The following is a 13,835-nucleotide window of genomic DNA, read 5'->3' as shown; positions in this document are numbered from 1 at the left end:
GGTAACTTTCATTTATAGAATTCCAAAATAGGTTAAAACAATCGATACGATCATAATACCAAAAATCAAAAGGACAGTTTCTTTTCCATTTGTCTTTTTCAATCGCCAATAGCAGAATGCCGTCAACAATACAGATAATAATTTTGGCATAATTTGGTCAACTAAGTCTTGGATAACAATCGTACCTTCTCCACTGGCAAATTCAAGCGGAATCGTCAAACTAACAGTCGTGGATACCAAACACCCGGCGACAAATAATCCCAGAACAGTAGCTGCGCCCGAAATTCTTTGAATGATTTCATCGCTTTTTCCAGAGTTGATAATATCCATACCTTTTGTATATCCAACTCGGAAACCGAACCATTTCACGCCCTGGTTAATAATATTGAAAACAACAAACGTAAAAATTGCCCCAAATACATTTCCTGTCACAGCCATAGAAGCGCCGATACTGGCACAAATTGGCCAGATCGTAAACCAAAACAGACCATCACCTAAACCTGCAATAGGTCCCATTAAACCTGTTTTAATAGAAGTTATACTATCCTTTTCCTCTTCTGGTGTAGATACTTCTAAAGCTGCCAGCAAGCCAAACAATAACGGAGCTAATGTAGCATGCGTATTAAAGAATTCCAGATAACGCTTTACCGTTTTCTCTTTCACTTCGGCTGGAGCATCTTTATAAAGTCTTTTTAATACAGGTGTCATTGTATAAAGACAACCAGCCGCTTGCTGTCTTTCATAGTTCCAGCTCCATTGATAAGTTAGATGATGAATAAACATTTCCCGATAAATTTTATTTGTCATTTGGAATTCTGTTGATGGAACTGATTGATTGTTTTGAGCTGTTGTCATAGATCGATACCTCCTTCAACTTCCATAGAATTAATAGATTCTTCTATTCTCTTATTCTGTACAAAGTTATAATCATGGATTCCAGCAAATACTAATCCGACCAAGGAAACTCCCAAAATAGGTAGACCTAAATAAGCCGCACAAACGAATCCGGCAACAAGATACATCCACATATTTTTCTTTAACATCATTGTTAACAACATACTGATTCCAACTGCCGGAATCATACCGCTAGCAACTGTTAACCCATCTGTAATAAATGTCGGTAACCAATCTATGAAATCTTGCAAAACAGTATTTCCTAAGAAAACAGCTATAAAGCAAGGAACGGCTCGTACTAAAAACAAGAAAACGCCACTTAGCAAATGCCAACGATTCACCTTGTCAAAATCGCCTGTCTTTGCCACAGCTTCAGCTCTGTGAATGTGTACAGACAAATAAGTTTGTAAAAGAACTACCAATTGAAGAATAAGCGTTGCAGCTGGAACCGCAAATGCAACACCAACCGAAACTCCGCCGCCACTAGTGATTCCTGCAACAGTTCCAATAATGGCTCCTCCAGTAATATCCGGCGGATTGTAAGCACCCACAGAGTTTACTCCTAACCACATCAATTCCAAAGTACCACCAATAATCAAGCCTTGTTCAAGATCACCCAAAAGCAATCCTGTAACAGTACCTGCCAATAAAGGTTTTCGAATCTGTAACTGAATTCCTCCATCGTCTAAAGAACATAACCCAGCCCACAAAGCAACTAACAAAGCCTGTACTAACATATCATCTTTCTCCTTCTACATCCTTATCAATTACATCTTCCATATTGACAATATCGTCTCTAGGAATCATTTGAATTTTCACATCGATTCCTAAACCAATAATATCTTTGAATGCTTGTCTTTCTTCTGGCGTTACTGAAACAGCCGTGGCAATTTTCGTGCGTCCATTGATAAAACGCATACCTCCAACATTTAGGTACGGAAATTTCACTCCACCCTTTGCGAGTTTATAAGCATCAATAGAATTTGTTAAAATAATCATCGTACGCCTTTTAATAGGGTTTTTATGATAAATATTAATAAAAGAGTCTACGCCAAATACCTTTACTTTAACATTTGCAGGTGCAGTCATAGAAATCACGGATTGTTGCATCTTATCTTTGACCACATCATCATTAATAATCAAAACTTGTTCAATGTTATAATCATTGATCCACGTAGTGGCAATCTGCCCATGAATGAGTCGATCATCAATTCTAACCAGTTCAATAGCCATGTTATTCTCCCTCCTTTTTCAAAATACGATTTGAATTTCTAAATAGTTCTTCTTCATCTCTCAACAACTCGGATACATCATTACATCCACAATTCCGTTTATTGATAATTTCCACTAAAATTGCCAAGTTATATCCTGTTATAACTGTAATGTTGTCTTTTTCCATCATAAGCTTTACGGCAACATTATTCGGCGTACCGCAAATTAAATCTGTAAAAATCAGAACTTCTTTGCAGTCTTGAGAAAGTTCATCATAAGCATGTTTCATTTGCTCCTCGATATCCTGAACACTAGATGTTGGTGTCACTGACACCGTTTTAATGTAATCACTCCTTCCTATTATCATGTTCAAGCTATCAACTGCGCCAAAACAATACTTCCCATGACTTGTAATGATGATTCCAATTTTTTGATCCACGCTATTCACATCCTTTCACCTTTATATTCGCAATTCGCGTGCCAATTTTATAAACTTATAATATTTATTGTATTTTCATAAATATCGAGACAGCATAAGACACATGGCAAGACACATAAAAAGGCGTGATCAGTAAAGTTATACACCAGCCTCTTTATCTAAATCACGCCTTGGCACAAAACTTAATTTTCATTTTGAAATATATCTGCAATAAAATTGCACTCACCATAAGATATCTTTATATGGAATGCGTTTTCTAAAATACTTTTATTAGTTTTTATGATTTCAAACAACTCCGTTGGTTGCTCTCCCAAATCATCTGGCGCACTATATTCCCCAAGCATTAATCGTTCAATCATACAACAAATATGAACAACCAGGCGAATCAATACATTGTTATCACATTGTTTTCCATCTGCTTCTTCTATTTTCTTGATAAAGTCCAAGATCACAGGAGATATTTTCTGTGCATCAAGATAAAGAAGATACTTTTGAACAGTTTCCAAAGAAACATCTATGAATACATCTCTTTTAAAATTGACGATTGTTTTCTTATCTTGCAGTAACTGTTCGCTGCCCAAAAGCCGAAAGACTTTATTAACACCATCTCGAACTAAGATATCTTCAAGAGATATGAACGGGTACTCTTCAATTTTAGGATCAATATTTCCTATAATGCAGAGAACTTCTTTCCTCTTGGAAGTATCCTGAATCATTTGGCTAATCTTTTTAGGTGAATCATTGGAAAGAGAAATAATATCGATATTAAAAATATTGTTTTTCTCTAAAATATTCCTTAAGTATAATTCTAAATATTGCGCAGTTCCTTCTCCGGAATAACAAATTGTATAGATTACCTTCTCTGTATATTGTTTAATATAACCTTTGATGTGATGTTCTAAAGAATGATCTAGCCTTTTAGTCATACGAACCACATCATTCAACACTGCTTCAGCCGTATAGTTTAAATAATAAACTTTTCGAACTGCCTCTAGTAATATCACAGTATTAATCGTAGGAACAACGAAAACACGTTGAGAAATCTGTTGTTGCAAAACACCCTCAATACTTGTCAAAGATCCCATATCTACAAACAAAATCACATCTGCATCTTTAGATTTTTTTTGAATAGCAACAACCAGATCCTCTAGTATTTCATTAACATTTTTTGTTAAAGACATATCAACTGGAGTCAAAAAAGATCCATTCAACAAAGTGTTGACTACTCCCGCAATATTTGTAGCCAGAGAGTCTCCATGCGCTAACACAAACATATGTATTTTTGATACTCTAGGCTCATTGTTTTTAAATGTTTGCAGAATCGAGGCTATTGTCTTTATCTGAGTGTCAGGAATTTGGAAATGGAATCGCGTTTCAATTTCCTTGATCAAATTACGACTGATTTCCACCATTCCTTCAGAAGCTTCATTGGAGACAAAACTAATACTATTTTTATTCTTATCCTTTATACTCTTTAGATAAAAAGCAAAACCTGCACTTTGACTTCTTTCCAACAATAAATTCATATGATATAAAATCCATTCATGTATGAATGTCATGATTTCTTGGATTTCGTCATCAATAATAAATGCAGGATGAGATGAATCCTCCAGTGACGCAGCAATCTCCTGTACATATTCTTCAAACTGGCTCTGTACATCTGTCTGATTTTGCTGAGGTAAGACAACAGGAATTATTACATCATTTTCCTTGAAATGATATGCATAAGGAGGAACGTAGTAAGCATCTTTGATCAATTGTTTTGTATATGTCTCTTTAGTTTTACTATCTAAACTTTTGACACTACTTTGTACTAACTGGGATAAAGAATAATCATGAATACTAAGCTCTTCAAACGATCTATGCTTTTGTTCTAGATAACTTCTTGCCACTGATAATCGAATATCATTTTTTAATTGTCCTATATTACCTGGGGGATTGTACAATACAAGGGCCATCAGAGCTTCTCTATCCACCATTATTGGCATGTGTGTAGCTATTGCCTCTAAATTATATAAATGAAGGACTAACTCTTTCTTTTCTTCAATGCTCTTTGCGGACAAATTTGGAATTTGTATTACCATAGGTATCCGACGCATGAATGTTGTCAATAAATGATTATCAGGATTTTCAGTAGTAGCCATAATCAGAGATACGTTTGCGTGATGCTCAATTCCAGATTCTCCCAACATTCGATACATTCCAGTATCTATAAAATAAAACAACATTTCTTGACCTTCCGGCGGAAGCCTGTGTACTTCATCCAAAAACAGAACTCCACCATTTGCCTGAGCAATCAATCCCTCTCTAGTCTGCTCTGCACCTGTATAAGATCCTTTTAAACTGCCAAAAAGTTGACTTAGCAATAACTGGCTATTATTTGCATAATCAGCACAATTAAAAACCACAAATCGAGAATCTTCTCGAAAAACTTTTTCGTTTTTCCCAAATTGATACATTGTTTTAGCGAATAGACTTTTTCCTACACCACTTTCACCTAAAAGTAATGTATGCATAGTGCCGCCAGGATAAAGAATACTAGCTTTCGCAGAGACAATTGCATTTTTCAAGCTATCGTGTGCACCAATCAATTCTTCAAATGGATCGTCTGCTTTCACAGATAAAACATTATCTTTCACCAAATCATTCAACGAAGAACAAACCGTTTTCTTCTGTAAATGAATACCTGTTAGATTGGAAAAAACTGGCTGAGAAAAGAATTCAAATTTTTTCTTTCCGGTAATTTTGATGATTTCTCCTTCTTCCCAAAGTTCATTTAAATCTGTACTGGCATTGTTTCTGGCTATATGAAGTTTCTCTGCTATTTTATAGGAAGTAATACCCTCTATTTCATGCTTGAAATCGTCTGCAATATACTGTTTACTAAAATCAATGATTATCTTATTGATTTTTTCTTTTCTTAACATACCCTTCCTCCTGAAAACTGTTATTCTATTCGCCAAATTTTTTCAATAATTTTTTAATTACCTGATACTCAAATCGAACACAATCTTCGCATGCCTCTGCATCTAAATTCATTACCATGCCATTTGTTTCCAAAGAAAATACACCATCAAACGAAATCTCTTGTAACGCCTTTACGAATATATCCCAGTCGATAGTTCCTAAACCACACACCAAGTGTTGATCCATATGTGTGAAATTGTCATTTACATGTAGTACTTTTAAGTGTCGACCCAATACCTTAACCATCAGACTCGGATCGATTCCATTGATATTGGCATGTCCTGTATCCAAACATGCTACAAAATATTCTTCTCCCAATTCCTCGATATAGGAAACGATTTCTTCTGCAGTACGAAGGGCAGTATCCGTTGCTGAATGAGTTTTTGCATCAAATACGAACATATTTTCTAAAGCAATCTGAACATGATACTTTTTAGCATAAGGAATGAATTCCTTCAGCATTTGAATATTGTATTTCCTTAACGCCAAATGTTCTTCATATGTTTTATAATGCTGATATTTTCTAGGATGCATAACAATGTAATGGCAATCTAGAACTTGAGCAACTTCAAAACTTCGAAAAGTCATATTTTTTAAGAACTCTTCCTCTTTCTTTTCTCTTTCTGTCATCTCTTTGTCGACCCTGTGATGATATAACGGTGCATGCAATTGGTTGATTACAATGTGATTTTTATCTGCTGTTTCTTTTATCATCTTTGCATGTTCTAAATAATCTTCTTTTGTGTAAACAGAACCTGGATAGGCATACATATCATAACTATAATCAAGTGCATCAAAGCCAATTTCTGCATATTTTTGAATAGCCTTTTTTTCGTCTGGGTACAAATAGCTTAGTTCTTCAGTAGTGATTCCTGTTCTCATTTAAAATACCTCCCGAAATCGTTTAATGAATTGATATACATTAACTTTAAAATTGGATTGCTCTAAAAGCAGATGGATTACAGCTGTTTGAATATAAGTAAAAAGAATGCCGAATAAAACAGAATAAATCCCATAAGAAAACAGTCCAAATAAAATAACAATAAAATTAATATAACGCATCACTTTCGAAATTTGAATGTTTTCGTTTTTACTATGCAATATCAAAGCGATTACATCAAAGCCAACCGTAGAAGATTTTGCTGAAAGGCAAAAATAATATCCGATACCAACAAGTACACTTGCTAACAACACATCAACTAAAATAGGTAATTGGATAAATTCAATATTCAGCCCATTAAAAATAGAGAAAAACAACATATAACAAACACTACTAACAATTGATTTAGCAAAATAATTCTTCCCTAGAAATATCAGACATAAAATCAATAGAAGAATAGTTATACAATTTGTATAAATCGAAATATCTACCCCAGTAACGGAAGAAAGAATCATAGAAAACGATGTGATTCCTCCATTAACAATCCCGTTGGGAACCGTAATAAATGCATACGCACCAGTAATCAACATATTACCAAGAATAATCTTTATAATAGAATTCATATAATACCTCCTCACTTATTTCATACGCAAGAAATATGCCAATTTAGTAGAAAGGAAGTAATTTAAAGAGTAAAATTAAAATATGCAACAAAATATTGATTCTCGACAAATACTTTACCAAAAACAACAATTGTCTTATCATCAACGTTTTGAACTGGATGTTTTAGAAATTTCGAACATGGACCTAAACGAGATGATTCAAAAAGAATTAGAATCCAACCCATTTTTAGAACAGGATATGTGTCTTGAAACGGGACATATCCAAAAAGAAGAAACGAATTTTGAATTATTGCTCAATTATGTTGTAAAAGAAAAAACATTAAGTGAAGAGTTGCATGAGCAGGTTCGTTGGTACGACAAAGATTTACATATAGACCTGGCAATCTTCATTACCGATATGCTCGATTCCAATGGATATTTAAATTATACAAATCAAGAGCTCTTAAAATACTTCCCACAATACGATATCCAAGAAGTAGAAAAAACAATAAAAATAATTCAAACAATGGAGCCTGCCGGGGTTGCTGCCCGTAGTTTATCTGAATGTCTTATAATTCAACTTTCTAAAATGGAAGGAACAATTGTCGAGATCGCAAAACAAATAGCTGATGGTTATTTAGAAGAAGTGGCATTAAATCATATTGATTTACTTGCAAAACAAATCAACACTACAACAGCAAATATACAAAAGGCAATTGATCTTATAAAAAGTCTAGATCCAAAACCGGGATCAAAGTATTCAAATACTGCATCTTACTTGTATCCTGATTTATTTTGTTTTATTGAAGATAGCAAAATTCATCTAGAATTAATGAATGATACTTACGGATTACACGTTAATAAATTGCCAAAGACCGATTACGAAGAATGTCGGTCATGGTATCGTAATGCCACAAATTTAGTTTCTGCAATCAAAAAAAGAAACCAGACTCTGCTTAAAGTAGGAAATGCAATATGCGATTTTCAAAAGGATTATTTTCTATATTCCACCGGTTTAAAACCTTGTTCCATGAAACAAATTGCAGATATTTGTAATGTCCATGAATCAACAGTTAGTCGGTGTGTGGCGGACAAATCCATGATTTTCAATAATCAGGTTATTCCACTAAAATACTTCTTCCCAAGAGGGCTCGCCGATGACAGCGTTATCGAGATACAAGAGCTGATTCATGATTTAATCAGAAAAGAAGATCCTTACCATCCATTAAGCGACGAAAAAATATCTCAAATGCTTGCAGAGCTTGACTATCAAATATCAAGAAGGACCATTGCGAAATATCGTGAAAAAATGAATATTCCTTCTTCTTCTAAGCGGAAAAGAAAAGACTAAGAAATCAGCCGGTCTATATTGAAAAAGGATTAATCTTTTTGTGTTGGATCAAATTAGAATTGTAAAATTAATTATATTTTAATTAATTTTGTTCATTTATGTCTTTATTATTATAAACATCATCACAACCCATAGCGAAACGATCTTTTTAGAAGTTTGCATTGATTTACAGCCCTTTTGTCTATAGATAAAAATAATTCTGGAGCTTTAAAAAGTACATGCCGGGATTTGGTTTTCCATACATCATCTGTTCCCGATGAATTATAATAAATATGAAAGGGAGATGATAGTTTTGAACATGGTCTTTTGGATAATAATGATAATGGCAGTACTCATCGTATGGATAATCATACGATATAGAAAATATCCTTTACGCTCTGGTCTTCCGCCTTTGCAATTATTCGTTATCCCTGGTTTTTTTCTTTCAAAATCAATCATCAAAATGGGCAACTTCATTTTGCGAAAGACACCTCTGCCCCCAGTTGATCCATCTCTGATTCGCCATCAAATTCTAATCTCAACAGACAAAGATATGCCTTTGACATTAACAGTATATATCCCTAAAAATGTCCCGGGACCTTTACCTTGTCTGATCTATTATCATGGTGGAGGATTTTGTTTTGAAGATGCACCATATATTCATAAAAATGTGATGGAATACGCCAAAAATGCCTCTTGCCAAATTGTATTTGTACACTATCGCACTTCAGATGCAGCTCCTTTCCCTGCACCATTTCAGGATGCTTGCTCAGCAATCAAATATGTTTGGAATCATGCCGAAGAACTTAATGTAGATAAAGATAATATCGCATTGGGCGGAGACAGTGCAGGCGGTGCTCTTGCAGCTTCTTGTTGTCAATGGGTAAAAGAATGCACGGAAATAAAACTACGATTTCAAATGTTGATCTATCCTGTTACTGATAATCGAATGCAGACAAACTCTATGCGCTATGGAAAAGATACCCCTTGTTGGAATGCATTGCTCAACAGGCAAATGTGGCAGTTTTATTTACGCGACGGCATCAAAGAAAATTCAAACTGGGCAGTCCCCTTATTATCAACAGATCTTTCGGATCTTCCCAATGCATATATCGAAGTAGAGCAATTCGATTGCCTGCATGATGAGGGTATCGAATATGCCAAGTGCCTTAAAAATGCTGGAGTTTGTGTACAATTAGAAGAAGTAAAAGGTACTTTTCATGGATTTGATTTGTTTCATAAAGCCAAAGTTGTACAAACTATGCTTACATGTCGCAGTCACGCTTTGCGTGATGCCTGGATAAAAAAGGCATAAAAAGGTCGACTCAATCAAGAGTTTCACTCGTTCTTTGAAAAAAACTCTCCCATTTTGGATTTCAATCCACGCACTCTATGAAGAGTGCGACAGCACCCGAAAGGGGGCTTTTTTCATATCGAAAAATCATTTAGAAAGAAAAACGATAATCCACTTAATTCATCTATAAATATTCTTAATTCTCTCATTTGATATCCGGATGTATCTTCATCAATAGAATATAGCAGGTGTCACCCTGGCCAAAATATGTAGAGTCCGATCCAATGACCAGCCCGTTTTTATTATTATAATAGAATTTTTTAAGATTTTTCTATTTTCAAACGTATAAGTATATAAAGGAGATTTTTAGAATATGAACAAATACACAATTGATAATGAATTAAGGCAAGTAGAAAGATTAAGAGAACTCTATCCTCCGGGAACAAAGATTCAGTGCATCAAAATGGATGGTCCTTATCATGCTATTGCTCCAGGTTCCATCGGCACAGTTGATTATGTTGATGATGCCGGTACGATCCACATGTCTTGGGAGAACGGATCAAGTCTAGGACTGATTCCTGGCGAAGATCGCTTCAAGATTATTGGAAAATCCAAAAGAGTAAAATCGAAAGGTCCGGAACGCTGATGTATAAAGAAGTTATTCATAATATTTCGATCTTTGAAAAGAAGAAATCCAGTAATCAAGATCATATCAAAACGCTGGAAAAAGAAAACAGTAAGTTATCTGACAAATTGAAAGAACTTTATAAACTCAAAAATCAATTTGAGAAATTGAGCACAGAAGCATCGAGTTTAATTTCGACAAAAAAAGAGACAAAAACAAAATGAGTATGTCTAAAATTGCAGCTAGCACTAAATAATGGCCCCACCATTATTCAAATATCCTTCTGGGATGCCCCTAGAAACCTGTTTTGTACAAGTGATTAGCTCTGAGAAACACTGCATAAACCCTATATACAACTATTAATTTAGAAGGTTATAAAATGACAAATGATATTGTAATATTTAAAAATGGTGAGCTTGAATTAAAAGTTACCGTTAGTGAAGATCGTGAAAATGTATGACTTTCACAACGCCAAATGGCAGAACTTTTTAATGTGGATCGAACGCGAATAACTAGGCATATCAATAACACTTATAAAGATGGTGAACTGGATGAAAAGAGCACGTGTGCGGAAAACGCACATATGGGTAGTTTGGGCGTTCAGAAATACTCAAATAAGATCTATAGCCTCGACATGATTTTAGCAGTGGGGTATCGCGTGAAATCGTCAAATGGTATCATCTTCCGTAAATGGGCTACCTCGATCTTAAAAGACTACATGATCAAGGGTTATGCAGTTAATAAGAAGCGATTAGAAATTCTTAATAAGACCGTAGAGATACAATCCAGGATGCTGGCTGCGGCATATGAACTCGATAAAAAGGAATTATTAGATGTCATAGAAGCTTATCAAAATGCTCTATCGCTACTTGATGATTATGATCATGGCTCTATATCAAAACCAAAAGGAACAGATTCTATTTATCGTCTGACCTATGAAGAATGTCGAAAACTCATTAATAAGATGAAATTCAACTCTGCTGTCTTTGGCGCGGAAAAAGAAGAAGGCAAATTGAATGGTATTTTAGCGGCTGTATATCAAAATGTCTTTGGCCAAGAACTCTATCCCAGTATTGAAGAGAAAGCAGCCCATCTGCTTTACTTTCTTATCAAAGACCATCCTTTTGTTGATGGGTTTAAACGCATTGGTGCAACGATCTTTTTGGAATTCTTAAATAAGAACCATCATTTGATCATCGATGGAAGACAGACCATATCGGACAGTGCCTTAGTAGCAATCACTTTGATGATCGCTGAATCAAGACCGGAAGAAAAGGAAACGATGGTCAAATTAGTGATGAATTTCTTATCAAACAGAAATTATAATTTGAATGTTAACACAAAATACCCTTGTACCTTTTCACCATAAAAACTCCTTTCTGTACAGGTGGATATAACCATATCCGAACCCATTATAGAAAGAGTTTTAATACAACTATTCACAATTTTCAGGCTTTGCCATCATCCAGTCAGATGCTGGTATAAAAACATGCGAAATGTTGGTCCATATTTTTATGAAATCAAAACTTCGCCATAACGAAATAATCATCTAAGTCCGGTTATGACTTTGATCTTCCCGTCCCACATACTTTGAATGATTTGATGGAGATAAAAATCACGTTTGATCATACAAACCCCTCTTTCATCTAGAATCGTGGGCGCATACGTCGCTAATTCTAGATACATATTGCCATTTATCTTGTTTCTTTTCTATCTATAATCATTCACCTCACCAAATTGTTTTTGCTTTTTTCGCGCGTATACTGAATGAGAGATTTCGATTCGCCAAGATATTCAACATCTATGCTTCCATCCATAATTCGGTACTCATCAGACGCCAAATTGATTTCTTCTTAGGATAAGATTGTTCCCCAGTGATTCACAAATATCCGTTTCGCAATTTCTCACATAATTCCCTGACACTCATCGTCATGACAACCTCATATTTATAGATTCCTATTGAGTAATAATCTAATACTTTAAATTATGAGGACGGACTCCTTAATCGATTCAAGCTCTAAAGCACCATATTGTAAGCAATTATTTCTTAATGCTGGTATATATGGATAGACATATAAATAACTTTATAGACGGATGATATAATATAAGAAATATTGTGCTAAATTCGATAACAAGTATTGACCTGTACGTGACGTACACACCTATGCTTTAGGTGTAAGGAGGTTCTTTGGTATGTTATTAAATGAGATAGTTAAAGAAGTTGGCATGACCAAACGTGCAATCAAGTATTACGAAGAAAAAGGATTATTATCTGTTAAGAAAGATAATAATGGTTATCGTAATTACACGAAAGAAGATGTAGAAACATTAAAAAAGATTTCCATATATAGAAAATTAGGTATTTGTATCGATGATATCAAAAAGCTTTTAGAAACTAATGACAAGAGAATTCTTCTAGATGTATACCATCAAAAATTACAAGAAAAACAAATCCATGAATCTGAACTTGAAGCATTAAAAGAATATATCGATGATGGTGATCCTGACAAAGCAAATGAGCTACTTGATTATGAGACCATTGAAAATGCGATAGAATCTATGCTTCCTGAGGAAGAATGGGCCGATTATTTGATCAGTCATTTCAAGCCATTCCTCAATGTAAGAATCAACACTTCGGAGCAAAAACAAGCTTTAATAAATATATTAGAATTTTGTGAGAATACCACTTTAAAAACACCGTTTATGATGAAATTAGGTATCAAGCTTTCCGGCGGTATCGTTAAAGAAACAAGAACAGCAGATGAAATGATCTCTTATTATCGCGATATGAGTGAAGAAGAATATGAAAGATTAAAGAATGGTGTATTAAAAGGAGATAAATTAAAATCAGGTATTTTGAAATATCATCCGTCATACGTAGCCCAAAGAAAAATGATGAAGGAATATCAAAACAAAGGATACAACGATATATTCATTCCTAATCTTATGATATTATCACCAAAATATGGAGAGTATAAAAGAGCTTTAGATAGCGTTAATGATAGGATATGCAGAGAACTTGGGCTCCATTATGATTCGAACTTTAATCTCGTAATCAGAAAGCTATAAAACCGCATATTTTCCACTCTTGTATTACCTAGTTATAATGTAAGCATAAAAGAAGTGATGAAGATGTTTTTTGGCAAGAAATATCGCTTGAATCTGACTAAAGATGAATACAATCCGATCATCCATTGTTTGATCGATTTAAAGAACAATTTCATCAAACAAGGAAGATATATCGATACCGTTGATGTTATTCTCATCAAATCTCTTAGATATAAGAAAGTAACTTTCTAATTGAAACAGTCCTCTGTCTTGAAGATATTTGAACTTCAATTCAGAGGATTTTTTGTGTTTAAATCTAATGAGAGCGGAACAAAAAAGAGCCTCTGCATACAATGCAGAAACTCAGTTATTATATTATAAATTATCCTCAAGCTACTAGCCAAAGGGAACAATTGCAACGGTTGAAATAGCACTTGTGCAAAATGCCCGAGAGTGTAATATAAACCGTGTAAGTTGAGAGCGTACGGCTCAGCTCACACGGTTTTTTATAGCTTCATGCTATCATAGAAGGAGAAAAGGAAAT

General features: G+C 34.5%; 15 protein-coding genes. 7 read left to right on the top strand and 8 right to left on the bottom strand.

What is annotated here, in order from left to right; translation table 11 throughout:
- Positions 1-12: 12 nt before the first annotated feature.
- The 7 genes from HNQ43_RS04800 to HNQ43_RS04770 form a co-directional block, all read right to left on the bottom strand.
- On the bottom strand, positions 13-855 hold the full coding sequence (locus tag HNQ43_RS04800; protein WP_183375316.1) for a PTS system mannose/fructose/sorbose family transporter subunit IID: 843 nt from the start codon (positions 853-855) through the stop codon (positions 13-15).
- The gene (locus tag HNQ43_RS04795; RefSeq protein WP_183375314.1) at positions 852-1,631 is read right to left on the bottom strand and encodes a PTS mannose/fructose/sorbose/N-acetylgalactosamine transporter subunit IIC; all 780 of its coding nucleotides are present in this window, start codon (positions 1,629-1,631) and stop codon (positions 852-854) included. Before HNQ43_RS04795 ends, HNQ43_RS04800 begins: the two co-directional genes overlap by 4 nt.
- 1 nt (position 1,632) lies before the next feature.
- Entirely contained in the window at positions 1,633-2,127 is a 495-nt protein-coding gene (locus tag HNQ43_RS04790) for a PTS sugar transporter subunit IIB (protein WP_183375312.1), read from the bottom strand.
- A gap of 1 nt (position 2,128) precedes the next feature.
- Positions 2,129-2,545, bottom strand: a complete 417-nt coding sequence (locus HNQ43_RS04785) for a PTS sugar transporter subunit IIA (protein ID WP_183375310.1) — start codon at positions 2,543-2,545, stop codon at positions 2,129-2,131.
- A 182-nt stretch (positions 2,546-2,727) separates the two neighbouring features.
- Positions 2,728-5,472 carry a sigma 54-interacting transcriptional regulator gene (locus tag HNQ43_RS04780; protein ID WP_183375308.1) on the bottom strand — a complete coding sequence of 915 codons (2,745 nt, stop codon included), beginning with the start codon at positions 5,470-5,472 and terminating at the stop codon, positions 2,728-2,730.
- Between the two features lie 25 nt (positions 5,473-5,497).
- Positions 5,498-6,394, bottom strand: coding sequence for a sugar phosphate isomerase/epimerase family protein (locus HNQ43_RS04775; RefSeq protein WP_183375306.1), 897 nt, complete (start codon positions 6,392-6,394; stop codon positions 5,498-5,500).
- The gene (locus tag HNQ43_RS04770) at positions 6,395-7,015 is read right to left on the bottom strand and encodes a YitT family protein (RefSeq protein WP_183375305.1); all 621 of its coding nucleotides are present in this window, start codon (positions 7,013-7,015) and stop codon (positions 6,395-6,397) included.
- An 82-nt stretch (positions 7,016-7,097) separates the two neighbouring features.
- Here HNQ43_RS04770 and rpoN point away from each other — a divergent pair, with 82 nt between their 5' ends.
- The 5 genes from rpoN (at position 7,098) to HNQ43_RS04745 (ending at position 11,612) form a co-directional block, all read left to right on the top strand.
- The gene (gene rpoN, locus HNQ43_RS04765; protein WP_183375303.1) at positions 7,098-8,345 is read left to right on the top strand and encodes an RNA polymerase factor sigma-54; all 1,248 of its coding nucleotides are present in this window, start codon (positions 7,098-7,100) and stop codon (positions 8,343-8,345) included.
- A gap of 532 nt (positions 8,346-8,877) precedes the next feature.
- Positions 8,878-9,639 carry an alpha/beta hydrolase gene (locus HNQ43_RS04760; protein WP_183375301.1) on the top strand — a complete coding sequence of 254 codons (762 nt, stop codon included), beginning with the start codon at positions 8,878-8,880 and terminating at the stop codon, positions 9,637-9,639.
- Positions 9,640-9,991: 352 nt separating this feature from the next.
- A complete protein-coding gene (locus HNQ43_RS04755) occupies positions 9,992-10,264 on the top strand; it encodes a DUF4314 domain-containing protein (protein WP_183375299.1) in 273 nt (90 codons plus the stop codon).
- Positions 10,264-10,467 carry a hypothetical protein gene (locus HNQ43_RS04750; protein ID WP_183375297.1) on the top strand — a complete coding sequence of 68 codons (204 nt, stop codon included), beginning with the start codon at positions 10,264-10,266 and terminating at the stop codon, positions 10,465-10,467. Before HNQ43_RS04755 ends, HNQ43_RS04750 begins: the two co-directional genes overlap by 1 nt.
- 251 nt (positions 10,468-10,718) lie before the next feature.
- Entirely contained in the window at positions 10,719-11,612 is an 894-nt protein-coding gene (locus HNQ43_RS04745) for a type II toxin-antitoxin system death-on-curing family toxin (RefSeq protein ID WP_244957038.1), read from the top strand.
- Positions 11,613-11,788: 176 nt separating this feature from the next.
- Here the strand turns inward: HNQ43_RS04745 and HNQ43_RS04740 are convergent, their stop codons facing one another.
- Positions 11,789-11,929 (bottom strand): hypothetical protein, encoded by a 141-nt coding sequence (locus tag HNQ43_RS04740; protein ID WP_183375295.1) that lies wholly within the window; start codon positions 11,927-11,929, stop codon positions 11,789-11,791.
- A 507-nt stretch (positions 11,930-12,436) separates the two neighbouring features.
- Here HNQ43_RS04740 and HNQ43_RS04735 point away from each other — a divergent pair.
- A complete protein-coding gene (locus HNQ43_RS04735) occupies positions 12,437-13,312 on the top strand; it encodes a MerR family transcriptional regulator (RefSeq protein WP_183375293.1) in 876 nt (291 codons plus the stop codon).
- Between the two features lie 57 nt (positions 13,313-13,369).
- Positions 13,370-13,543: a hypothetical protein gene (locus HNQ43_RS04730; RefSeq protein ID WP_183375452.1), complete on the top strand. Its 174-nt coding sequence runs from the start codon at positions 13,370-13,372 to the stop codon at positions 13,541-13,543.
- Positions 13,544-13,835: the final 292 nt, after the last annotated feature.

It is taken from the genome of Faecalicoccus acidiformans (assembly GCF_014202635.1).
GTDB lineage: Bacteria > Bacillota_I > Bacilli_A > Erysipelotrichales > Erysipelotrichaceae > Faecalicoccus > Faecalicoccus acidiformans.
Note: the sequence above shows the minus strand (reverse complement) of the source record. Positions and strands in the feature narration are given on the sequence as shown.

Excerpts from the sequence above, each read along its gene's own strand:
- HNQ43_RS04800 (WP_183375316.1), bottom strand. The coding sequence starts at position 855 with ATGACAACAGCTCAAAACAATCAATCAGTTCCATCAACAGAATTCCAA.
- HNQ43_RS04795 (WP_183375314.1), bottom strand. The coding sequence starts at position 1,631 with ATGTTAGTACAGGCTTTGTTAGTTGCTTTGTGGGCTGGGTTATGTTCT.
- HNQ43_RS04790 (WP_183375312.1), bottom strand. The coding sequence starts at position 2,127 with ATGGCTATTGAACTGGTTAGAATTGATGATCGACTCATTCATGGGCAG.
- HNQ43_RS04780 (WP_183375308.1), bottom strand. The coding sequence starts at position 5,472 with ATGTTAAGAAAAGAAAAAATCAATAAGATAATCATTGATTTTAGTAAA.
- HNQ43_RS04775 (WP_183375306.1), bottom strand. The coding sequence starts at position 6,394 with ATGAGAACAGGAATCACTACTGAAGAACTAAGCTATTTGTACCCAGAC.
- HNQ43_RS04770 (WP_183375305.1), bottom strand. The coding sequence starts at position 7,015 with ATGAATTCTATTATAAAGATTATTCTTGGTAATATGTTGATTACTGGT.
- rpoN (WP_183375303.1), top strand. The coding sequence starts at position 7,098 with ATGCAACAAAATATTGATTCTCGACAAATACTTTACCAAAAACAACAA.
- HNQ43_RS04760 (WP_183375301.1), top strand. The coding sequence starts at position 8,878 with ATGCCTTTGACATTAACAGTATATATCCCTAAAAATGTCCCGGGACCT.
- HNQ43_RS04755 (WP_183375299.1), top strand. The coding sequence starts at position 9,992 with ATGAACAAATACACAATTGATAATGAATTAAGGCAAGTAGAAAGATTA.
- HNQ43_RS04750 (WP_183375297.1), top strand. The coding sequence starts at position 10,264 with ATGTATAAAGAAGTTATTCATAATATTTCGATCTTTGAAAAGAAGAAA.
- HNQ43_RS04745 (WP_244957038.1), top strand. The coding sequence starts at position 10,719 with ATGGCAGAACTTTTTAATGTGGATCGAACGCGAATAACTAGGCATATC.
- HNQ43_RS04740 (WP_183375295.1), bottom strand. The coding sequence starts at position 11,929 with ATGTATCTAGAATTAGCGACGTATGCGCCCACGATTCTAGATGAAAGA.
- HNQ43_RS04735 (WP_183375293.1), top strand. The coding sequence starts at position 12,437 with ATGTTATTAAATGAGATAGTTAAAGAAGTTGGCATGACCAAACGTGCA.
- HNQ43_RS04730 (WP_183375452.1), top strand. The coding sequence starts at position 13,370 with ATGAAGATGTTTTTTGGCAAGAAATATCGCTTGAATCTGACTAAAGAT.